General features: G+C 47.4%; 18 protein-coding genes and 1 pseudogene. 18 read left to right on the top strand and 1 reads right to left on the bottom strand.

What is annotated here, in order from left to right:
* Nucleotides 1-51: 51 nt before the first annotated feature.
* From RHM68_RS17430 to RHM68_RS17360, 15 genes are all read left to right on the top strand, one after another.
* Nucleotides 52-444, top strand: a complete 393-nt coding sequence (locus RHM68_RS17430; RefSeq protein WP_322217081.1) for a hypothetical protein — start codon at nucleotides 52-54, stop codon at nucleotides 442-444.
* Nucleotides 445-580: 136 nt separating this feature from the next.
* A complete protein-coding gene (locus RHM68_RS17425) occupies nucleotides 581-829 on the top strand; it encodes a dTDP-4-dehydrorhamnose 3,5-epimerase family protein (protein ID WP_322217079.1) in 249 nt (82 codons plus the stop codon).
* Nucleotides 829-1,644 carry an ABC transporter permease gene (locus RHM68_RS17420; protein ID WP_322217077.1) on the top strand — a complete coding sequence of 272 codons (816 nt, stop codon included), beginning with the start codon at nucleotides 829-831 and terminating at the stop codon, nucleotides 1,642-1,644. Before RHM68_RS17425 ends, RHM68_RS17420 begins: the two co-directional genes overlap by 1 nt.
* Nucleotides 1,634-3,007, top strand: coding sequence for an ABC transporter ATP-binding protein (locus tag RHM68_RS17415; protein ID WP_322217076.1), 1,374 nt, complete (start codon nucleotides 1,634-1,636; stop codon nucleotides 3,005-3,007). Before RHM68_RS17420 ends, RHM68_RS17415 begins: the two co-directional genes overlap by 11 nt.
* Nucleotides 3,004-5,889: a glycosyltransferase gene (locus RHM68_RS17410; RefSeq protein WP_322217074.1), complete on the top strand. Its 2,886-nt coding sequence runs from the start codon at nucleotides 3,004-3,006 to the stop codon at nucleotides 5,887-5,889. The genes RHM68_RS17415 and RHM68_RS17410 overlap by 4 nt, the downstream gene beginning before the upstream one ends.
* Complete coding sequence (locus RHM68_RS17405) at nucleotides 5,879-7,189, top strand: hypothetical protein (RefSeq protein ID WP_322217073.1); 1,311 nt, start codon at nucleotides 5,879-5,881, stop codon at nucleotides 7,187-7,189. Before RHM68_RS17410 ends, RHM68_RS17405 begins: the two co-directional genes overlap by 11 nt.
* A gap of 61 nt (nucleotides 7,190-7,250) precedes the next feature.
* Nucleotides 7,251-7,595 carry a hypothetical protein gene (locus RHM68_RS17400; protein ID WP_322217072.1) on the top strand — a complete coding sequence of 115 codons (345 nt, stop codon included), beginning with the start codon at nucleotides 7,251-7,253 and terminating at the stop codon, nucleotides 7,593-7,595.
* A gap of 11 nt (nucleotides 7,596-7,606) precedes the next feature.
* Nucleotides 7,607-9,097, top strand: a complete 1,491-nt coding sequence (locus tag RHM68_RS17395; RefSeq protein WP_322217070.1) for a UbiA family prenyltransferase — start codon at nucleotides 7,607-7,609, stop codon at nucleotides 9,095-9,097.
* On the top strand, nucleotides 9,094-10,386 hold the full coding sequence (locus RHM68_RS17390; protein ID WP_322217067.1) for an FAD-binding oxidoreductase: 1,293 nt from the start codon (nucleotides 9,094-9,096) through the stop codon (nucleotides 10,384-10,386). Before RHM68_RS17395 ends, RHM68_RS17390 begins: the two co-directional genes overlap by 4 nt.
* A 1-nt stretch (nucleotide 10,387) precedes the next feature.
* The gene (locus RHM68_RS17385) at nucleotides 10,388-11,134 is read left to right on the top strand and encodes an SDR family NAD(P)-dependent oxidoreductase (RefSeq protein ID WP_322217065.1); all 747 of its coding nucleotides are present in this window, start codon (nucleotides 10,388-10,390) and stop codon (nucleotides 11,132-11,134) included.
* A 340-nt stretch (nucleotides 11,135-11,474) separates the two neighbouring features.
* Nucleotides 11,475-13,058: a hypothetical protein gene (locus RHM68_RS17380; protein WP_322217063.1), complete on the top strand. Its 1,584-nt coding sequence runs from the start codon at nucleotides 11,475-11,477 to the stop codon at nucleotides 13,056-13,058.
* A 14-nt stretch (nucleotides 13,059-13,072) separates the two neighbouring features.
* Nucleotides 13,073-14,011 carry an NAD-dependent epimerase/dehydratase family protein gene (locus RHM68_RS17375; RefSeq protein ID WP_322217061.1) on the top strand — a complete coding sequence of 313 codons (939 nt, stop codon included), beginning with the start codon at nucleotides 13,073-13,075 and terminating at the stop codon, nucleotides 14,009-14,011.
* A 1-nt stretch (nucleotide 14,012) separates the two neighbouring features.
* Complete coding sequence (locus RHM68_RS17370; protein WP_322217059.1) at nucleotides 14,013-15,299, top strand: NAD(P)/FAD-dependent oxidoreductase; 1,287 nt, start codon at nucleotides 14,013-14,015, stop codon at nucleotides 15,297-15,299.
* A gap of 13 nt (nucleotides 15,300-15,312) precedes the next feature.
* Nucleotides 15,313-15,978 carry a class I SAM-dependent methyltransferase gene (locus tag RHM68_RS17365; RefSeq protein ID WP_322217058.1) on the top strand — a complete coding sequence of 222 codons (666 nt, stop codon included), beginning with the start codon at nucleotides 15,313-15,315 and terminating at the stop codon, nucleotides 15,976-15,978.
* Nucleotides 15,979-16,368: a GtrA family protein gene (locus tag RHM68_RS17360; protein WP_322217057.1), complete on the top strand. Its 390-nt coding sequence runs from the start codon at nucleotides 15,979-15,981 to the stop codon at nucleotides 16,366-16,368. It begins immediately after the preceding gene.
* A 217-nt stretch (nucleotides 16,369-16,585) separates the two neighbouring features.
* On the opposite strand, the gene RHM68_RS17355 is transcribed toward RHM68_RS17360, so the two are convergent.
* On the bottom strand, nucleotides 16,586-18,952 hold the full coding sequence (locus RHM68_RS17355; protein ID WP_322217055.1) for a hypothetical protein: 2,367 nt from the start codon (nucleotides 18,950-18,952) through the stop codon (nucleotides 16,586-16,588).
* A 402-nt stretch (nucleotides 18,953-19,354) separates the two neighbouring features.
* Between RHM68_RS17355 and tnpB the strand changes: the two genes are divergently transcribed.
* The 3 genes and pseudogenes from tnpB to RHM68_RS17340 all read left to right on the top strand — a co-directional run bounded on the left by tnpB (nucleotide 19,355) and on the right by RHM68_RS17340 (nucleotide 22,143).
* Nucleotides 19,355-19,762 (top strand): IS66 family insertion sequence element accessory protein TnpB, encoded by a 408-nt coding sequence (gene tnpB, locus RHM68_RS17350; protein WP_322217053.1) that lies wholly within the window; start codon nucleotides 19,355-19,357, stop codon nucleotides 19,760-19,762.
* Nucleotides 19,734-19,916: pseudogene (locus RHM68_RS17345) on the top strand (IS66 family transposase); the annotation flags it as partial. The gene tnpB and the pseudogene RHM68_RS17345, both read left to right, overlap by 29 nt.
* A gap of 1,279 nt (nucleotides 19,917-21,195) precedes the next feature.
* Nucleotides 21,196-22,143, top strand: a complete 948-nt coding sequence (locus RHM68_RS17340) for a glycosyltransferase family 2 protein (protein WP_322217051.1) — start codon at nucleotides 21,196-21,198, stop codon at nucleotides 22,141-22,143.
* The last annotated feature ends 65 nt before the right edge of the window (nucleotides 22,144-22,208 follow it).

Below are 22,208 nucleotides of genomic sequence, written 5' to 3'. Positions count from 1 at the left end.
TGGTTTTTGTTCAGATATGTACCACTTGCATCAGTTTCCGCGAGTATGCGTATGGGTTTGGCTGCGCCTGTTTTTTTTGCGGCATACCTGAGCGCTAGTTTATTTGCGTGCCAGGTGCAGGGCCTTGAGCATCAGGGCGTTGGTGAGTTCGACGCTGTCGGCAGAGCAATCAGCCGTGGACAACCACCATTGCCGCCAAAGTCCAATTACTCGGTAACCCGGGTATACTTCGACGATCTGCAAAGGGTGGACAGTGCGAAAAGCATCAAGCCGTTCGAGCGTAGGGAGCTGGAAATCACCGATTTTAACCGGGTTTACCTTAAACAGATTGAGTTGTCCGCAGGAATCATTGGACGCAGTTTGCCTGGTTGGGCAAGGGTATGCGTGATTCGCAGTCTGAAAGTGGTCAGTATGTTGCGTCCTTCGAACGCCGTGAGGGCTTGAAGGTGGCCTGTCCGGGGAGCGCTCGCTCTCAGAAAAAACGGATCGACGCTGAACTGCTCGACCACCTAGCTGTACCAATATGTAAAAATGGCCATGGCCCGTACCTAAAACGCATTTTGATAGAGACCGTGTATTAATGATTCTTACGCGCTTAAGCTTGCCTGACGTGATGTTGATTGAGCCAATAATAGTTGGCGACGACCATGGATTTCATTACGAGAGCTTGAATCGGCAGGCATTTGAAGCTGCAACCGATCGTTCCGTTGATTTTGTTCAGGAAAACCACTCTTCCTCGGTCAAAGGCGTACTGCGCATCCTACATTTTTTAGGGGCGAAAAAGGACGTAACGGCAAAACACCTCGTGGAAACAGAGGTGTTTGCCTGATGCAAGATTTCTCTGCCAGCCTTCGCGAGGTTGCTGCAAGCCTTTGGCGCAATCGTAACCTTTTAACTGCGGCCACGAAGCGAGAGGTCGTGGGGCGCTACCGTGGATCTTTTTTTGGCATTCTCTGGTCGTTTTTCAACCCGTTGCTTATGCTCGCTGTGTACACCTTTGTATTCAGTGTTGTATTTAAGGCGCGTTGGGGGGGGAGTGAGTCAAAAACCGAATTTGCTTTAGTACTGTTTGCAGGGATGATTGTTTTCAATCTTTTTAGCGAATGTATTAACCGCGCACCAAACCTGATTTTGGGGAATCCTAATTATGTAAAGAAGGTTATTTTTCCTCTTGAAATACTGCCATGGATAGGGCTGGGTGCAGCCTTTTTTCACTTTCTTATCAGTCTCGGCGTTTGGTTGTTGGCATACATCGTTTTTTTTGGTGTCCCTCATTTGACGGTTCTCTACCTGCCACTAATACTACTTCCCTTTATGTTCTTTATTATGGGGATCAGTTGGGCATTGGCATCGCTGGGTGTTTACCTGCGTGACGTAGGTCAGTTCATCGGTATCTTGACCACCATATTGATGTTTCTTTCACCTATTTTCTATCCAGTATCGGCGTTACCTGAAGCTTATAGAGGCCTGCTTTATATGAATCCGCTCACCCCTGTTATCGAGCAGACCCGTGCGGTACTTTTCTTTGGACAGACCCCGGATTTTGCAATGCTTGGTGTTTATCTTATTGCCACTTCATTGATCGCTTGGCTAGGTTTTTTCTGGTTCCAGAAAACGCGGAAAGGGTTTGCTGATGTCATCTGAAATTTCTATCAAGGTTGCAGGACTCAGCAAGTGCTACCAGATTTACAGCAGCCCGCGTGATCGGCTCAAACAGTTTTTGATGCCGCACCTCTTCCGTTTAACCAAGCGCGAGAGCAGGCAGTACTACCGTGAATTCTGGGCGTTGAAGGACGTATCCTTTGAGGTCAAAAGGGGCGAAACAGTTGGCATTGTGGGGCGTAATGGCAGCGGCAAGTCGACGCTTCTCCAAATGCTGTGCGGTACGCTTAATCAAACGACTGGCAGCATCCAGTCAACTGGTCGGATAGCCGCATTGCTTGAATTGGGCTCTGGATTTAATCCGGAGTTCAGTGGCCGCGAAAATGTATATATGAGCGCTGCGCTACTGGGGTTGACACCAAAAGAAATCGATCAGCGTTTTGAAGCCATCATTAAGTTCGCGGATGTCGGGGAGTTTATTGAGCAACCCGTTAAAACGTATTCCAGCGGTATGTATGTTCGGCTGGCTTTTGCAGTGATTGCGCATGTGGATGCCGATATTCTGGTGATCGATGAGGCGCTGGCAGTCGGCGACGCGGTTTTCACCCAAAAATGCATGCGTTTTTTGCGTAAATTCAAAGAGACGGGAACGCTTGTTTTTGTCAGCCATGACATGAGTTCCGTGCTCAATCTGTGTGAGCGCGCAATTTGGCTGCATCAGGGGCAATTACGCCAGATAGGGCCGTCGAAGGATATTTCTGAAGCATACCTGCAATACACCTTACAGGAGGTTTATGGGCAGGAGGAAACGCTGCAACTGGTTAAACCAGGAGAGGTTGATTTGGCAATAGCCAGCCCAACTATCCAGTCCGAGAACGCTCCCGTGTCTGATGGCTCTCCCTACGTTGATTATGAAGCTAAGTTACATTTAAGTAATAATTTGACGGAAGCGAACGGTTGGAAAACTGGTGCAGCAGAAATTTTGACGGTTGCCGTCGCGCCTATATTAGAGCAATTACCGGATATATACCGTGGTGGAGAAAAAGTCCGGTTGGTAATTAATGCGAAGGCCTATCAAGATCTGGAGCAGCCGATTATCGGTTTCATTGTAAAAGACCGTTTAGGGCAAGATCTATTTGGTGAAAATACACTTCCGTTCACTGATAGACATCCCCGACGATTGGCGGCGGGATCCAGCTTTACCGCAGAGTTTGTTTTTCGTTTACCTATGCTTCCCAATGGGCATTATTCGGTGATGGTCTCTCTCGCAGATGGGGATCTGTATACTAACGTGCAACACCATTGGTTACATGACGCTCTCATATTAAATGTGTCGTCAAGTAAGGTGAGATGGGGTTTGGTTGGCGTTGATTTCGACAGTGTTGAGCTAAAGGTAGCTACATGAATTCGTTATTTGAGCTTTATTCCCAGCATCAAGGCAAAGTATCCGATAAGTGGTCGATCTACTTGTCTGAGTACGATCGTATTTTCTCTCCTTATCGCGAACTTCCTGTCAGTATTCTGGAAATTGGAATTCAAAATGGCGGATCATTGGAGATATGGTCCAAGTACTTTAATAATGCAAGCGTCTTCGTGGGTTGTGACATCAATCCTCAGTGTGCCGTATTGGAGTATGAAGACCCAAGGATAAACGTGGTTGTTGGAGATGCTAACTCCGACTCTTCTGAAAACCATATTCTTGGTTTGTCCCCGACCTTCGACATAATTATTGACGATGGTTCACATACCTCTGGGGATATCGCCAAGGCTTTTTCCAGATATTTTTGTAAAATTAAAGAGGGTGGGGTCTTTGTAGCAGAAGACCTTCATTGCAGTTACTGGCAGGAGTGGGAGGGCGGCATTTATTATCCCTACTCCTCCATTGCATTTTTCAAGCGTTTAGCAGACATAGTTAACTATGAGCACTGGGGCGTTGATAAAAGCAGGGATCAACTGCTGAAAGGGTTTTCAGCAGAGTATGGGCTGGCATTTTCAGAAGATGACTTGGCAGAAATACATTCTGTAGAGTTCTTTAACTCTGTTTGCGTGGTACACAAACGCCAAAGTTCGCAGAACGTCCTTGGCAAACGTCATATTGCCGGGGCTGACGAGAAAGTTGTCCCTGGTCATTTAGGACTTATGTCTGAACTGTCGGCTCCCCCTAGCCAGCGTCAGAATACCTGGTCACTGATGAGTCGGGCTCCCGAAGAGGAGTGGGCGGTAATCTCAAGTCAGTTGGCTGGCCGAAATATTGAAGTTAATAAGTTGACTGAAACTGTTGCCGAGCTGCAGGCAAGTTTTGCTCAGTTACAAACCCATGCTGATAAGCTGACAGATGATATTTCTCAACTTCGGAATTCGACCAGTTGGCGGTTAACCTTTCCAATTAGATTCGCAAGTCGTCAAATAAAGCGGTGCGTTTTATTAATGAGAAGAGCACCTCTCATGTTAAAGCTTGATGGTGGGGTCAGGCATAACGCCGGCAGGGTTTTAGCATTGTATAAACGAGAAGGGATCCCTGGCCTAAAACGCGCTTTTTTAGCATTAAGCGCTGCTAAGGGAGTTTCCAGCTCTTCAGATCCTCTGCCAGTTGAGTATTCCCGCTGGGTGGAGCAATACGACACTATCACTGAGGACGGTCGTGTACAACTCCGGGCACGCTATGATCAACTTGCCTCCAAACCAAAAATTTCTGTGGTGATGCCAACCTACAACCCGAACCCGGTTTGGCTCACGGAGGCCATTGAATCGGTTCGCAAGCAGCTCTATTTAAACTGGGAGCTATGCATTGCCGATGATGCTTCAAAAGATCCTAAGGTACGCGAAATTCTTGAGCGTTATATGCGAGAGGACGCCCGTATTAAAGTTGTGTTCAGGGAGCAGAATGGGCATATTTCGGCTGCATCCAATAGTGCGCTTGGCATTGCTTCGGGCGACTGGGTAGCGTTACTGGATCATGATGATCTTCTGACTGAGCATGCGTTGCTTGAGATAGCGGAAGCGATTCAAAATTCTCCAAATGCCAAGCTCGTCTACTCTGATGAAGACAAGTTGGATACCAAAGGAGATCGCTGCCTGCCATTTTGCAAGCCAGATTGGTCTCCTCATCTGGCCTGTTCGCAAGCCTATCTGGGGCATCTTGTCGTTTTTAATATTTCGGACGGAATACCGAGTTTTGATGAAGACGCTGTAGGTGCTCAGGACTACGACCTTTGGCTGACCATCGCGAGCAAGCTTAAATCAGAGGAAATTGTCCATGTTCCGAAGATTCTATATCACTGGCGGATGCACCAGGAGTCCACGGCGAGCAACCCGGAAAGCAAAAATTATGCGGATTCCGCTGGCCTGCTTGCGGTGAATAAATTCGTATCGAACGTGTACGGAAGTGAATCGGTTTCTGCTGTGAATGGGGATCACCTATTTACCTACAAGTTAAAGTTCAAGCTATCTGACTCCTTGAAGTATTCAATTGTGATACCGACGAAGGATAAAGTGGATTTGCTGTCAGAGTGCATTGATAGCGTTATTCACAAGTCGACCTGTCAAAATTTCGAGATAATCATTCTTGATAACAATTCGACTGAGATCGACACTTTCAAGTATTTTGAGTACATACAAAAAGCAGACAATCGTGTTCGCGTAGTTACTGCTGCTTTTGAATTTAATTGGTCCAAACTCAACAATTTAGGAGCGCTGTATTCGAGTGGGGACGTTTTAGTCTTCTTGAACAATGATACCTCGGTAATTTCCCCGGATTGGCTCGAGAATTTAGGGGGGTACGCGTCACTAGCTGATGTCGGCGTGGTCGGAGCGTTGTTGTTGTTCGCGGATGGAAGCATCCAGCACTCTGGCGTCGTTGTTGGCATGGGTGGCTGGGCCGATCATGTCTATCATGCGCAGGCCGCTGCACATACTGGTGCAGGCCCGTTTGTTTCGCCTGTGTTGACTCGCAATGTGCTCGCAGTAACGGGTGCCTGTATGGCCATGACAAGAAGAAAATTCGATTCGCTTGGCGGGTTCGATGAAAATTTCATTATCTGTGGCAGTGACGTCGAAATCTGTTTGCGAGCAGTTAAGGCAGGTCTTTATAACGTGATGTGCGCCGATGCGCGCTTACATCATTTCGAGTCAAAAACCCGCTCTTCTTACGTGCCTGAAAATGACTTTGAACAATCTGTATTGAAGTATGCACCTTACCGAGTAGAGCGAACTGATCCCTATTTCAATCCCAATCTCAGCCTGCAGTTCAAAACCCCCCGTATAGAGGGAGCGCCTCGTGCTTCGTAAAATCGTTCGATTTGCACTTCGCAATCCGCAGATGCATGCCGCACTGCGGAGAGTGTACCTAGCATGCACGCCAAGTGCTGGCGTTGAGTCCGGCCTGCAGGTGTCCGTTCCAGAGGCTTCGCCTATATTTGCGCGGAAGAGCAGTTTGTCTGGATTGAGGCTCAATCTTGTCGTTCCTGCTCTTTCTACGAGGCATGTCTTCGGCGGCATATCAACAGCGCTGCACTTCTTCCAAGAAATGGCTGTTCACTTTGAAGATGTCAGAATCGTTGTCACGGATGAGATGGCCTTTGCTGGTTCGGATAATCCGGATTTTGCGGATTGGACGATACTGAGCCTTACGGATAATGATCATGCCGGGAAAACGATTGTTTCAGCGGGAGACCGGTCAAAACATACACTAGCGTTGCGTGAAAACGATGTATTTATCGCTACCGCGTGGTGGACTGCCTCAGCAATCAAGAAACTCTTGGCTCAGCGCAAGGCTTTCTGGCCTGGCTGCAGTGAAGGTAAATTCGTATATCTTATTCAAGATTACGAGCCAGGGTTTTATCCGTGGTCTAGCCGATACGCACTCGCCGAGGCTTCCTATCACGATGGCCGAGATTGCGTAGCAGTTTTTAATACTTCGTTTCTGCAGGACTATTTTGATGCGAAAGGGTACGAGTTCAATAACAAGTTTGTTTTTGAACCGGTACTTAATAAAAGCCTACGACCATTTTTGTTAGCTTGTCCCCACAAAGCTCGTGAACGCACAATTTTGGTTTATGGGCGGCCCAGCGTGAGCAGGAACTGCTTTGAATTAATCGTGATGGCTCTACGTGACGTTGTCTCTACAACTGATTGTCGTGGATGGACATTTTGCTCGGCCGGTGAGGCGCATCCTAATATCGATTTGGGCAAAGGTTTCTCTCTTAAATCATTGGGTAAGCTGTCGATTGATGAGTATGGGGCGCAGTTACAAAAAACCTTTGCCGGTATTTCGTTGATGGTCTCGCCACATCCAAGTTATCCTCCGTTAGAGATGGCTGCCTTTGGTATTAACGTCTTGACCAATGGTTATGATGAAAAGAATTTGTCATCGTTAAGCGATAATATTCATTCTGTTGATTACCTATCGACCGAATCCCTGTCTGGAAAAGTTATTTCAATAATGGAGCGTTATAGCTCTGATGCGTATGGTCACTTGCCACAAGCCCCTTACTTTCAAAAGTTTCGCGAAGTGGAAAACCCCTTTGGTCATATTATCGCAGCACTGGTGGGCGACATTAAGACTAGTGGGTACAAGTCCGGCGTCTAGAATTGTTGGTTGGGAGTAGATTTAGAAACCCTCAATCATTAAAGGAGAACGAATTTTGGCCATGAGAGATAGTGTTCAAGCGAGAATCCAGACACCAGTAGCACCGGATCTTGAAATACGATCTTTTTATGGCCTGTTTTTTTCGAAGTCAGAGACCGATATAATTTATATCGATGATTACGATATTGAAAGATTGTGCAAAAAATACGGAGTTGGACATACGATTGACGAACAGGGCATCGTCAAAAGATATGTTGTTTTAGGTGGTGGCTCCTTACTGAAGTGTAGAGCAATAAGCTGTATGAGTCGCGCATGGACGGCAATAATAAATTTTTGTGGGCGCTTTAAAAGATTGATGTCTGATAATGAGTATACCTGCTTTGTTTTGCCTGTTCGCACTTTTTAGTTTTAGCAGGTGTGGAGTTTTTATCCCGTACTCTTAACGATGGTTGTGCAGTTATAAATATGAAAAATAATGCATGTTCAGTCCCGCTTTGTATTGATCTCGACGGAACACTCATACATTCCGATATGCTTCACGAGAGTGTCCTTGGGTTGATCAAGGCAGACCCGCTATCGCTGTTTCGTTTGCCTTTCTGGTTGGTCAAGGGCAAGGCAGAAATGAAGCAGCAGATAGCCGAGCGGACGGAGTTTGATCCCTCGTCGTTGCCCTACAACCTGGACTTTCTTGCCTGGTTGCGTGAGCAGCATACAGCGGGCCGCCGACTGATTCTCTGCACGGCCTCGGATCGTTCTATTGCCAATCCGATTGCGCAACATCTTGGTTTTTTTGATGAAGTACTCGCCAGTGACGGCTTGGTCAACCTTGCCGGGACGAATAAGGCAAAGGCCCTGGTTGAGCGTTTCGGTGAGCAAGGTTTTGACTATGCCGGAAACTCCGGCGCCGACTTGAAGGTCTGGGAGCGTGCGCGTCGGGCGATTGTGGTTAACGCTTCAAATGAACTGCAGAACGATGCCAGTGCTTGCGCGGAAGTGGAGCGGGTTTTTGCCGGTATGAGTTCTGGTGTAACCACGTGGAGCAAGTTGCTTCGTGTGCACCAGTGGCTGAAAAACGGTTTGCTGGCTGTTCCGCTGTTCGCTGCGCACGGTGTTACTGACGGCGGCGCCTGGTTGTCTTTGTTACTCGCTTTTGTCGCCTTCAGTCTTTGCGCGTCTTCAGTGTACATCGCCAATGACCTGTTGGATCTCGAGAGTGATCGTCAGCATCCGCGCAAAAGTAAGCGCCCCTTCGCTGCCGGCCTGGTTCCTGCCTGGAAGGGTGTGCTGTTAGGACCGGTCTTGTTGGTTGTCAGTCTGTTGATCGCGACACTGGTCAGCCCGGGCTTCCTGACGTGGTTGAGCGTGTACTTTGTACTGACATGCATCTACTCGTTCAAGCTCAAGCAGCTCGTACTTGTCGACTGCTTGACCCTCGCCATCCTCTACACGTTGCGTATCGTTGCAGGTGCTGCAGCGGTGGGTATGGTGCTCTCATTCTGGTTGTTGGCTTTTTCGGTGTTCCTGTTTTTGTCCCTGGCCTTCGTCAAGCGTTTTGCCGAGTTGCAGATGCAGTTGCTGCACGGTAAGCACAAGGCGCATGGTCGCGGATATTTCACTGATGACGCGCCACTGATTCAAATGTTGGGTATCGCTTCCGGCTTCTCGTCGGTGCTGGTATTGGCGTTGTACTTGAACAGCGTTGATGTCCTGCGCCTGTACCAGAATCCAGAATGGGTTTGGGGCAATGTCCCTGTAATGCTGTTCTGGATCAGTTGGGTCTGGTTGCGCGCGCACCGCGGGGAAATGCATGACGATCCTCTGGTTTTTGCTGTTAAAGATAAGGCTAGTATCGCAGCAGGCGCGTTCTTTGTACTATTCATTACTGTTGGCGCAGGCGGCTGGTCATGACCGACGTTGGCTCTTGGGGAAGGCTGGGGAAATTCCCGCACACGGTTCAACCTGTTGCTACTCGAAAGCGGCTGTTACTTGAACCCGGAAAACAGGGGCTGGCTTACGGTAATGGCAGAAGTTATGGCGACGTCTGTTTAAATCCTGACGGTGTGCTCTGGACCACCAGCGGTCTCGATCATTTGATTACTTTTGATGCTGAGACTGGCGTACTTGAGTGCGAGGCCGGGACGCTATTAAGAGATATTCAGCGCACCTTCGTACCTCGTGGGTGGATGTTACCTGTAACCCCTGGTACTCAATTGCTCAGCGTAGGCGGCGCGATTGCCAACGATGTGCACGGAAAAAACCATCACGTGATGGGCACATTCGGTGACCAAGTGCTCGCACTGCAGCTATTGCGCACCAATGGTGAAGTTATCGATTGCGGACACACAGAGCGCTCCGAGTGGTTTACTGCAACGGTAGGAGGGATGGGACTTACAGGCGTAGTCACACAAGCTCGCCTCCAATTGCGGCGAGTCACCGGGCCGTGGTTGGAAACCGAAAATGTGCCCTATGCCAATTTGAATGACTTTTTTGAGGTTGCCGACGATTCGGAGTCCGGCTGGGAGCACACAGTTTCGTGGATCGATTGTGTTTCCCGCAAGGGCGCGCGCGGCATCTTTATGCGCGGCAACCACACTAATGCTGTACAGGGGCCTAAGGCCAAGACCCGACAAATAACGGTGCCTTTCGCGCCTCCCGTGTCGTTGGTAAATCGCCTGACGTTGAAGCCGTTCAACATCGCCTATTACCAGCTACAGGCGTACAAGCGTGGCAGGTCACTTGCGCATTACGAGTCGTTTTTCTATCCCCTGGATAACGTACTTGAGTGGAACCGGGTATACGGCCCGCGTGGATTCTACCAATACCAAAGCGTGGTTCCGCGGGATGTCGGACAAGACGCGGTTAGCGCCATGTTGAAAGAGATCGCGCGTTCCGGGGATGGTTCGTTTCTTGCTGTATTGAAGACCTTCGCTGACCGGCAGCCAGTAGGGATGATGAGTTTCCCTCAACCAGGCTTGACCTTGGCGCTGGATTTCCCGAACCATGGGGCTCAGACTCACGCGTTGTTTGCGCGTCTTGATGCAATCGTAAGCGAGGCAGGCGGGCGTATTTACATGGCTAAAGATGCGCGCATGCCACGCGAGTTATTTGAGTCCGGTTATCCACGGCTAAACGAATTTTTGAATTACCGCGACCCGGGCATCAGCTCGTCTATGTCACGTCGCTTAATGGGGTACTAGGTTGAGCAAGAAAATCGTAATTGTTGGCGCAACGTCTTCGATAGCTGAGCATTGCGCACGCCTCTGGATCACCGAGGGTGTATCGGAACTTATTTTGGTTGTTAGAGATGCAGTAAAGGCCGAACCGATAGCAATAGACTTGCGCGTGCGCTCGCCAAATACTGTTGTGTCCGTGCGCACAACCGAGTTTCTTGATTCCGCGGCGATCACTGAGTTCGTCCAGGAAGTGAGCGCTTCGGCGTGCCCAGACATCGTCCTGATCGCCCACGGTTCTTTGCCGGATCAGCAAATTTGTCAGCAAGACCTGAACGCAGGGCGAGAAGCGCTGGAGCTTAATGCGATTTCCCCAGTGCTATTTGCTGAAGCATTTGCAGCCCAGTTCGCCAAGGCGGGTAAAGGCACTTTGGCGATTATTGGTTCTGTAGCGGGCGATAGAGGGCGCAAGTCCAACTATGTGTATGGCGCAGCCAAGGGGTTGGTAACGCGTTATGCACAAGGGCTGCAGCACCGTTTTGCCGGCACCAACGTCAAGGTCGTTTTAATCAAGCCTGGTCCAACTGACACGCCGATGACTGCTCATCTCAAAGGTGAAGGTGCAAAACTGGCAAACGTCGGGGATGTAGCACAACAAATAGTTTCCGGTGTTGCCTCCGGTCAGCCCGTTATTTATGCTCCGGGAAGGTGGGCTGTAATTATGATGGTTATTCGACACCTTCCGCGATTTATATTTAACAGGATGAATATATGAATGCGGGAGTTGAACCGCAATGAATAATTATGCAGCTCCGTATTCGCTCGAGTGTTTGAGTGAGATTCTGGTTTTTTATCGCGTTGTTTTTGTTCGCCCTCCTACTATTTCCAATGCATAGTTATAGGCTGTTGCTCTTTTAGAAACACAGTCTGAATCAAAACTTTTTGGCAGAGGCACGCCTTTTTGAAAAAAGCTCTTTTTGTAAGTGACTATTACTATATGTAAAAGACAGTGTGTAATTTTGTTTTGGATGTAATGAAGAAGGAGAGGCAGGGGGCGCAGTTTTGCTGATTAACTAGGTTTTAGTTTTTTATGCGGGTTTAATTAGGAGGGGTCTATGTTATTGTTAAGAACTAATCCGCAGTTAAAATATTGGTTAATGGCATTGATCGCATTTTTATGTGCGGTAGTTGCACGTCTGCCAGTTCATGCTTCGCTAGGAGACTTTCTTTGGGCAGAGGATGGCAATGTTTTTGTAAATCAAGCGGACCGGCTTGGTGTTAATTCAATTTTTGAACCCTATGCAGGCTACTTGCTAATCTATCCTAGGATTATAGCTTATGTGGGTATAATCATGGGGCTTGAGTCATTTCCATATTTGTTTTTTTGTGGGTGGTTAGCTGCAGCGGCAGTGCTGTTTTACGTTTTTGTAAGTAGGCTCAATCAAGCGGGTTGTAATAGATGGTTGTCCATCTTGGCAGCAGTTTTAGTGTTGATGCAGCCGCACAATGGAGAGGTTTATTTTAATATAACGAATGCGCAATGGTTTCTGGGAGCCGCACTAATGCTAATGGTGTGTATGGACCCAATACCAGAAGTCGGTTTTCGTGATTTTATATGTTTAAGTGTTTTTTGTCTTACGGGGCCGTTTTCTATCTTGCTTTTGCCTTTATTGCTACTTCGTATGGTTGTCGAGCCCGAGCTCAAAAAGAAGTTGGGCTTTTATGTTGTTTTTTTTGGCTTAACTGCTATCCAGGTTTTTTTTCTTGTGCTGTCATCAAGATTGATAAAAAATATTTACTTGGATAAGGAGCTCTCTCACTGGCTTCATTCTTTTTATATGTTTTTATCTTTCGGTTTGGCAGAACGGTATTTGATTTTTGTTTTTCTGTTTTGGGCTGGGCTTTTCTACGGTATATGTCATTTTTTCCGAGCTTCTTCGACTGCGCATCGGGTAGGGCTTATATCGGGGGGCGGATTAATATTTTCTCTGTTAGTTACCTATGTTGGTGGATTGTGGTCAAATAAAGGTATGCCGCAGGTCCTTGATCCCATGAGCGGCAGCTCACGTTATTTTTTTATACCCTACGCCATTGCTGTCTTCCTAGTTTGCTTTCTTCTCATACGTCGACGGATTGTATTAGGGGTGAGCCTTATAAGCTTCACTGTAATCTGTATTATTCAATTTAGAGTTTTTGAAAAAAATCAGATTTTCTATGAGCAGTATGCTCAGTTTTCTAATCAAGCTGAGGGAGTGGTCATTCCAATTAATCCGGTTGGAGCAGTTTATCCAGGTTGGCACATAGCTGCGAAATCAAATCTGTTAAGAGCGCCGCTGGAGTTGGGTATAAAGAACCTTTCAGGCAATGGGGTGCTTAGATTTTCTAGTGGCGGTTTGGAAGTATCTTCTGATCAAAGCGATCCATTTATTATATTTGAGTCCAAGGAGAAGTGCTCCAGCCACTACATCGGCGTGCGGCTCGATGTTCAGCGGCACTCTGAAGGTTGGGCGCAGATTTTTTGGGCTGGCAGTGATGGATTTACCGAAGCAAATTCTGCCCTCCGCTTCTACCCACGCGGCCGAATTAATATGGATTTTGTTGTGCCAAATACGCTGACTGGTACATTACGATTTGACCCCATAGCAGATACTTCCTTGAATAAAATTTTTGGAATTGATATTTACTGTCTTGGCAATTGATAGGGTGGCGAGTGATGATTAATAGTAAGGTTGTTCTTCCGGGTGGTGCAGGCCTGGTTGGCCAGAATTTGGTTGCACGATTAAAGGCAAAAGGTTATTCCGATATTCTCGTCTTAGACAAGCATAAAGCGAATATCGATGTGCTAAAGCGCGTGCAACCAGATATTACTGTGGAGTACGCAGATCTCGCGGAGCCGGGTGATTGGCAGCGGCACTTTGTAGGTGCCGACGTAGTGGTGATGTTACAAGCACAAATTGGCGGTAATGATTACCAAGAGTTCGTGCGTAATAACGTTGACTCTACTCGCCTGATACTTGAAGCCATAAAGCTCAACAATGTGCCTTATCTGGTGCATATCAGTTCCTCCGTAGTGGAGTCTGATGCTGATGATTTTTATACCAAGACCAAGGATGACCAAGAAAAGATGGTGCTAGAGAGTGGCATTCCCTGCCCGATCTTGCGCCCGACGTTGATGTTTGGCTGGTTCGACCGCAAGCACTTGGGTTGGCTATCACGTTTTATGGCCAAGGTACCGGTATTCCCTGTGCCTGCTGACGGTCGCTACATGCGTCAACCGCTCTATGTCGGAGATTTTTCCAATATCATCATAAGCTGCTTAGAGAACCGTGTGCGCGATGGTGTCTACAACATATCCGGGCATGAAAAGGTCGACTACATCGATATCATCCGCGAGATAAAGCGCGCGACTCATGCCAATGCGATGATTTTGCGGATCCCGTATGGCCTGTTTTATGCGTTGTTATGGGTCTGGGGTTTGTTTGATAATAACCCGCCGTTCACCACTCAGCAGCTGGCAGCCTTGAGCGCCAAGGATGAGTTTGAGGTGATCGACTGGCCTGGAATTTTCGGTGTGCCTTGCACCTCGTTTAAAGCCGCCATTGACGAAACGTTTAACGACCCGCGGTACAGCGGCGTGGTGCTGGAGTTCTAAGATGGGACAGCGGATAGCAGTATTGGGAGCGGGGCCAATGGGGCTTGCTGTCGCGTATCAATTGGCACTGGACGGTCACCAGCCAGTGCTGTTTGAGGCCGATGATCGCGTGGGAGGCATGACCGCGTGTTTCGATTTTAATGGGCTGGAGATCGAGCGCTATTATCACTTCCACTGCATTTCCGATCATGACTTCCTGCAGGTGCTTGAGGAGTTAGGTCTGGCCGACCGGATGCGTTGGGTCGAAACCAAAATGGGCTACTGGTACCAGAACCGTTTGCAGGCCTGGGGCAACCCAGTGGCGCTGCTCAAGTTCCGCGGTTTGAGTCTGATGGCCAAGTTCCGCTACGGCTTGCACGCATTCCTCTCTACTAAACGTAAAGACTGGCGACCGCTCGATAACGTAGAGGCCGCAGGCTGGATTCGGCGCTGGGTGGGGGATGAAGCATGGGAGATTCTTTGGCGTAGGCTATTTGACTATAAGTTCTATAATTACGCTCATGGTTTGTCTGCTGCGTGGATATGGAGCCGTATTCGCCGTATAGGCCGCTCCCGTTACAGCCTGTTCCGCGAGAAGCTCGGTTATCTTGAAGGCGGCTCAACAACTTTGTTGCAAGGGCTTAAGAGCGCCATTGAGGCCGCTGGCGGCGAGATTCGGCTAAAAACTCCGGTGGAAAAAGTATTCATTGAGGGCGGTGCTGTTACCGGTGTGCAGATTGCTGGTCAGCTAGAGGTATTCGACAAAGTCATTAGTACCGTGCCGCTACCCTATGTGCCACAGCTGATGCCGGATCTGCCAGCTGATGTGTTGGCTAAATTTGCAGCCACTAAAAATATCGCTGTGGTCTGTGTAATCGCCAAGCTGAAGAAGCCGGTTACCGAGAATTTCTGGCTGAACACCAACGACCCTGAGATGGATATTCCCGGGTTGGTTGAATACAGCAACCTCCGCCCGCTTGATCAACATGTTGTGTATGTGCCTTTTTACGTGCCCGGCGAGCATCCGATGTTTGCTGAGCCTGACGAGGCTTTTTTGGGCAAAGTGCGTAGTTATTTGAAAAAGATCAATCCGTTGCTAAGCGATGATGACTTCATCGATATCCGCGCAAGTCGTTATCGTTATGCACAGCCTATTTGTGATCCCGGATACCTCGATAAACTTCCCCCGGTTGCATTACCAGTAAAAGGATTGTGGGTCGCTGATACCTCCTATTACTATCCAGAGGATAGAGGTATTTCGGAAAGTATTGGCTTTGGCCGCCAAATGGCGAAGAGTGCAGTTTCTTAAAGTGGGAAAAATAATGGATACGCGTTCGACGGATTTGCAGGAAGAGTATCAAAAGCGTTTTGAAGGTGCAGACCAATACCGTGACGCTGTTTGGAAAATACTCTGCAATGAGTTTTTTTCGAAGTACATCAATAAAAATAGTGTTCTGCTGGATTTGGGCGCGGGTTGGGGTGAGTTTTCGCGGAATATCCAGGCTGAAAAGAAATATGCGATGGACTTGAACCCTGATTGCGGAACACGAGTGGCTGGTCACTCTACGTTTCTGCATCAGGACTGCTCAATGACATGGCCTATCGAAGATGGCTCACTGGATGTTGTGTTCACCAGTAATTTTCTCGAGCACTTGCCTAGCAAGGATTTGGTCGACAAAACCCTTCGTGAGGCTTTCCGTTGCTTGAAACCTGGCGGAAAGATCATTTGTATGGGGCCAAACATTAAGTTCGTCCCTGGTGCGTATTGGGACTATTGGGATCACTATATTCCGATTACCGAAGAATCGATGGCTGAGGCGCTTTCTCTGAAGGGATTCAACGTGGTCAGAAAGGTTGATCGCTTCCTTCCTTACACGATGTCTGGCGGCAGAAATGCTCCGCTGATTGCTATCCGTCTTTATCTAAAAATGGCTTTCGCATGGAGATTCTTCGGCAAGCAATTTTTAGTCATTGCAGAGAAGTCATAAGTGGCGGTTAAACAGTTTGCTTTCTTCCTCGTTAGCGGTGGTGTTGCTGCTGGATTGAACTGGGGATCGCGCTTTCTCTTTTCTGTGTTTTTTCAGTTTGAGATCGCGGTCATCCTGGCGTTTCTCGTTGGCTTGCTTTCCGGATTCATCCTGATGCGCCTGTTTGTTTTTGACGGTGCTGGCAAGCCACTGGCTCCGCAAGTCGGGAAGTACGTTGCCGTAAACTTACTGGCGTTAGGTCAAACCCTTATTATTAGCATTGTCTGTGCTCGTTGGCTTTTTCCAGCGATGGGCATTGTTCAACATGCTGAAGCCTTGGCTCATTTGGCGGGTGTATTGCTACCTGTGGTTAGCAGCTATTTTGGGCACAAGCTTTTGACGTTTCGATAATTGGGAGTGGAGATAAGGGAATGCACTCAATGCCGCTGGAGGCTCCTCGGTACCAACCTTAGCCTGAATCGACGGCGTGGTTTATGGCGCCACAAGACCGCGACTTTCCTCTGCACCTTCAGCTTGTCACCGGAATGACCGACACCGGTAATCGAGAAACGATAGCTCTGGCCACTTGCCAGAGCATCGTGCGCGAAATGACAGATAAGAAGAAAGACTAGGTTTTAGGAACAATCATGGGTAGCCAAGTCTGAGGGCACAGCTTGAGCTCACCATTCTGATTCAATGCCATCCCTATCCGGTAGTCTCCTTCGAAGTCTTTTGCGTCAAATGTAGATAAAAATCCCGCGTAACTCAGAGATTCATCTTTAAAGTAAGCTCCGACGTCTGCACGATAGGATTTGTGCGTCTCAATGAGCGCTATACTTTTATCATTCTTCGTCAAAACCATAACAGCACTATTCGGATTTGTTTCTTTTGCCACCGATTGAGATAGCCATCCCATTACAGTTATTGTCTTGGAGGCGCTGGTGTTATTTGAAATTTCTGGTACGCCAATCTTGTCGATTCCGCCATGACATTCCGTGGCGGATGCTATCTCGCTCGAAGTGTTTTTATAGATTTTATCTAGGGGGACTATGTTTAATTTCTTGTTAGTCTGGTGTGTATTTATTTTCGTAAAGGTTGCCGACACTTCATTTTTCCAAAAAAACTGGCCTTTTTCCGTAGTGATGACTGAGAAAGATTTTACTTGTTTTCCTGATAAAGTTGAAGTGTTTCCGTACAGCATGGAGAATTCTGAATTTGTCTCTATAAGCGGGGATAAGACGAACCCAGATTTCATCATCTCTGAAACAGTGCGGAATCGTCGACTCTCACCATTATTTAACGTCAGTTCGATCTCGAGAATAGATGTTTTGTATAGTAGGTTCGCTAGCTTGCCAGCTAAGCTTCTTTCAACATTGATCTCGACAAAAATTGGCTTATCAGTATCTGGAAGATCGACCCGCTGACCTAGATTGAAAGTGACACTACTCAAAACTGATACATCACCAACAGTATCATTCCCTTGTTGTTTTTTAAGGTATAGAAAGTCTTCGTCAAGGCGACTTGGCACATAGTTGTTAATGATTGTAGCCCAGCTTGCTCCATCTTCTAATGAAGGGAGTCTTCCATCGATTGGTTCTAATTTAAAAATAATATTATCTGGAGGATTCTCGCCTGTCAGGTGTTTTTGGTTCGCATGAGCAAGTTGTGACGTGTAGGCCGCATAACTTTGAAATACTGGTCGCGGATTCCACTTGTTACCGGAGGCGATCAGGTAAGACTGTCCGAATGAATAGATGTCTGTCGTTCCATTAAGGGTCAATAGACTATATCGTTTGTTGACTTTTTCGGCGTTAATTGCATAGTTTTGTAGAAGCCATTGCTTCTCAAAAAGTTGATGTTTCAAACCAATTATGGTTCTTTTGTAATCGTAAAGTATGTTGTTGGTTAGCGTAGTAGGTGATTGCCGAACGTAGTTCCCGTACACATATCCCCAAACAGAAAAAGAAAGTATCGAAACTGCGATTGCTACCGTTCTTCTATCTGCAATAGCCAAATAAAACACCGACGATATAACAAGTGTGACAGTCGGCAATATAGCGTGTCCATCATGTCTGACAAAGCCGGACTTAAATGAAATAAATAAAAATAGGCTAAGCGTCAGAAGCAAAAGCAACCCTTTTGCTGTTAGTGGGTTGTGTTCTCGAATGACTAGAATGATAAGTGTGCCGGCACCTATTAAGAAAGCAAGTATTTCAGATGTATTTCCATTTGTGGCCATTGCCTCTGTATAACCTGCTGACATTTGCATCATTGTTTTGAAGTATAAAACCATCCCAGGGATTGGCTGCCCAGAAATTATCCACAACGCTACGGATGAAATTATGGGGGAAAATAGCAATGGGAGTGCTAGTCCGTATTGTCTTCTAGAGAGGAGGAATATAAAACAAAATAATGTAAATCCCGTGCACAGGATTAATAATGAACCCTTTATTAACGGCAAAAGGCCAATCGGCCCAAAAAGTAAAAATATTACATATATCCAAACTGGGGCTTTGCTGTTTTCGTATTTTTCAGAAATCACTAGCACATTGAGCGCAGCGATCAGCGTGTATGAAAACAATATTGCTTCGGCGGATCGGGCAACATAAAAATAAGTTAAAATAAAAGCTATGGTTACAATTAATTTTTTTTTATTAGTTAGCAATAATGCTGATAACCATAGAGATATGGCGATATAGGTACTGCCGAGCATCATAATTAGGTTCGTATCTGGATGAAAGCTTCTTGTGTAAATTGAGGCGTAGGGGCCGAAGGTGAATATTATATCTTTTCCGAACTCCAATCCTTGGGCAACAGCTTGATTCAGTCCGTAAATCCATGAATCATCAAGTGAACCCTGAGGGAACAACGGGTAGAATGGAACTATTGTTAGTAAAAGAATCAACAGCAATGCCAGTTTTGCTAGGTAGGTGTAGAAGTTCTCGCCTAAAAGTTTTCCTATTTGTCTTTGGGTGCTGCCGATTTCCGATCTCATGCCACCGCCAAATTTTTTGAGTTTTTAGTGTTAGTCCGCCGGCGCAGTTTATCGATACGGTCTACTCGTCGGCAATCACTTGAATAGATGGATAGCAGTTTTGATGCTGTTCATTTATCCAGTGTTTGGCCATTGCGGTTGGCTCCGGTCGCTTCGTAATATCCCTCGGCCCTCTGCGGAGCCTTCACTCACCTGGCATATAGATGATGAAATGCGAAGGCAGCGCATCCAGCGTGCCGGAGTATTCAGCGGCGACCTGCTGATTGTGGACAATGGTAGGGAACGCTCGCTTTCCAGAATGCTGATCTGCCAGATCAACTGTAAGCGCTCCATGCCCCACATTCAAAGCGCTTCGCTGATGTCGGATGCTGTGCTCCCGATTCTCTTAGGAGCCCGTTCGCCATGATGCGACCCGATGCAAAAGTCGAAAAAGTCTATCTGTATCCAAAGCCAGTCGACTTCCGAAAATCCATCGATGGGCTTGCTGCGTTGGTCGAGCTGTGCATTAAGGTCGCCGTGTTTGACCCCGTGCTCTTCGTCTTCCTCAACAAGCCGCGCAACCGCGTGAAGATTTTGTATTGGGAGCGTAACGGCTTCTGCCTTTGGCTCAAACGTCTGGAGTCCGAGCGATTTAAAACATCACCCGATGCTGGCGACGAGGCGATTTGTCCTCACTGTTCAGGAGTTCAACTGGATGCTCGACGGTTTCGACCTCTGGCGAAACCGTCCTCATCAGGTTTTGGCGCCGCGATTTGTGGCTTGATTCGCTATGATCCAGGGCATGGATTCCGTGCCCGAAAAACTTCCTGACGACCCCCAACTGCTCAAGCAAATGCTTGCGAAGATGCAGTCGCGGGTCGGTTTCCTCGAGGAAGAAAATGCGCTACTGCGCCAGCGCTTGTTCGGGCGCAAGTCCGAACAAACAATCGATCCATCCACGCCGCAACTAGCCCTTTTCAATGACGTGGTCATTCCGAATTCTGTACAGTCCGGCGCCATCGGCAATTATTGTTAGCGTAGTAAATGCACTGATGCACCGATGCTTCCATTAATACTAGGTCCAACCAGTTAGGCCTTCTGCTAACATAGGGATTCTTTCGGGGATGCTAAAGATGAGTGTAACGGGCATGGTGGCTTCACGCTTCCTTAGCCGATAGGAAGATCTTCAAGGAGTTACCGAAGTCTGCGGTTTGTCGCTCAATGATATGGCTTTCCATAGGGCAGATAGATCAATCTTGGAAAGATCAATTCGGGACGCCGACGTTATCACACTCGATGTTTAAATTGCCCTCTACCTCCATAAAATTACATCGCTTTTCATTACTTCTACGTGTTTGTGGTCGGTACCGCGATTCTAAACCTCCGACTACACGAAGTCGTTGCGCTTGGGGGAAATATTATTGGTGATAGGTGATTATTAATTGTCGCGCTGATTTCTTTCTCTCATCAGATAGCTCATTTTTCCGGTAGAGTGATAGTACTTGCAGAATCAAGTTTGATTCTGGCTATCAATGATGGCACTCTATCGCGATTTTTGGTGTTGCTCGATAACAGAGTTTCTCTGTTTAGGGGGAGACACATTTTCTATAATTTCTACTTGACTAATTTCGTTATTTTGTATGCGATCAGCAATCTATTTCTGAATGTCGGAGTTCGGATGTCGTCGCTGGTTTCGCTTTTCGTGGCATACTCGTTGACCTTCGTGAGAACTCCAGTTGTGATGTTAACTTACCGATATGTTGAGAGTCGGTCACTCAATTTGGGCTTAGCATCGTTTTCGCCCGCATCAGATCTGCCAACCAATTAGTAAGCAATCGCCCCGAGAACTATCTAACCGCCGTTGGGTGGTTTTTTCCTAGATGAAAATAACGCCAGTTCCGATAAAAACCGCGACATCCTCGCTCGCTTTAGTTTGAGCCTCTGGCTTGCGCGACGACGCCAGATTGCAGCGGCCCCAAACGTTTATCACCACACCTAAACCCAGCGGCTTCAAGGTGGCGAGCGCTCATCTAGACGAGATCGGCTGGCAGTTCTACACTAACAGTGCCTGACAGGCCATACGGTAACCTCGGGACCACTGGCGTGGGTCCTCTCAAGAATTTTCGAAATCGTTTTGCGATAGTCCGTGCATCGGGTGGTAACAAAACTGTATTGTCTGTATCGTCTGCGGCGTTGAGATGTTTATGTAAGGCTTTACATCGATTTGCAAACTGTTTTGCTTTGCAAAGCGCCGAGAAGCACTAATGAATGGCGCGTTTAGTTGGGTTTATATGAATAGTCAAGTTTTATCGATCTGTGCTGTAGTAGTAACCTACCATCCAGATCTGGAGAATTTAAAGGTTCTGCTTGCCTCATTGACGGGGCAGGTCGCGGAGATTGTTGTCGTCGATAACGGCTCTCCTGAATCTTTAGAAAGTTTTGTGGTGTCGCAGAGGCTTATCAATAATGTTGCTGTTTTAAGTCTTGGCGAAAATTTGGGAATCGGTTACGCCCAAAACGTTGGTATCGATTATGCTCGAAACGCTGGCGCCTCCTATGTTGCATTTTTTGATCAGGATAGTTGCCCTGAGTCAAATATGATTGAAAGGCTTCACACCTCTGCAGTTGAGTTACAGCTTACGGGGGTGCGTTTGGCTGCGGTTGCACCCTCCTATAAAGATACTCAAGGTGGGGCATTGTCGAGCTTTGTGCGCCTCGGTATTTTTGGTTTTAAGCGGACGGCTTGTGTCGAAGGGGCAGGCTTAGTCGAGGCAGACTTTCTTATCTCTTCTGGGTCGTTAATTCCCATGTCCGTTATTGAGGATGTGGGTAAAATGGATTCCAGCTTGTTTATAGATCATGTCGATACAGAATGGTGCTTTCGTGCCAAGTCAAAAGGCTATAGGCTTTTTGGAGTATGTAACGCAGTAATGCTCCACACGCTTGGAGATCGGAGAGTAAGAGTCTGGTTCTTACGTTGGCGGACTGTTCCTTATCATTCCCCGTTTCGCTATTACTATATGTTTAGAAACAGCATTTTGCTCCAGCGTAGATCTTACATGCCGTTGGGTTGGAAACTGGCTGACATAAACCGATGCCTTAGCGTTTTTTTGTTTTTTGGGATCTTCTCTTCGTCGCGAAGTGTTTGCTTGAAGATGATGTGGCGAGGCCTGCGGGACGGAATGATTGGAGTGACGGGTAAAATCAAATGATAAATTGCCAACCACCGCGTCTAACACCATGAAGGTGTTGCTGCACGATGAGCGGAGTATCTGGC

Source organism: Pseudomonas sp. DC1.2, from assembly GCF_034351645.1.
Lineage (GTDB): Bacteria > Pseudomonadota > Gammaproteobacteria > Pseudomonadales > Pseudomonadaceae > Aquipseudomonas.
Note: the sequence above shows the minus strand (reverse complement) of the source record. Positions and strands in the feature narration are given on the sequence as shown.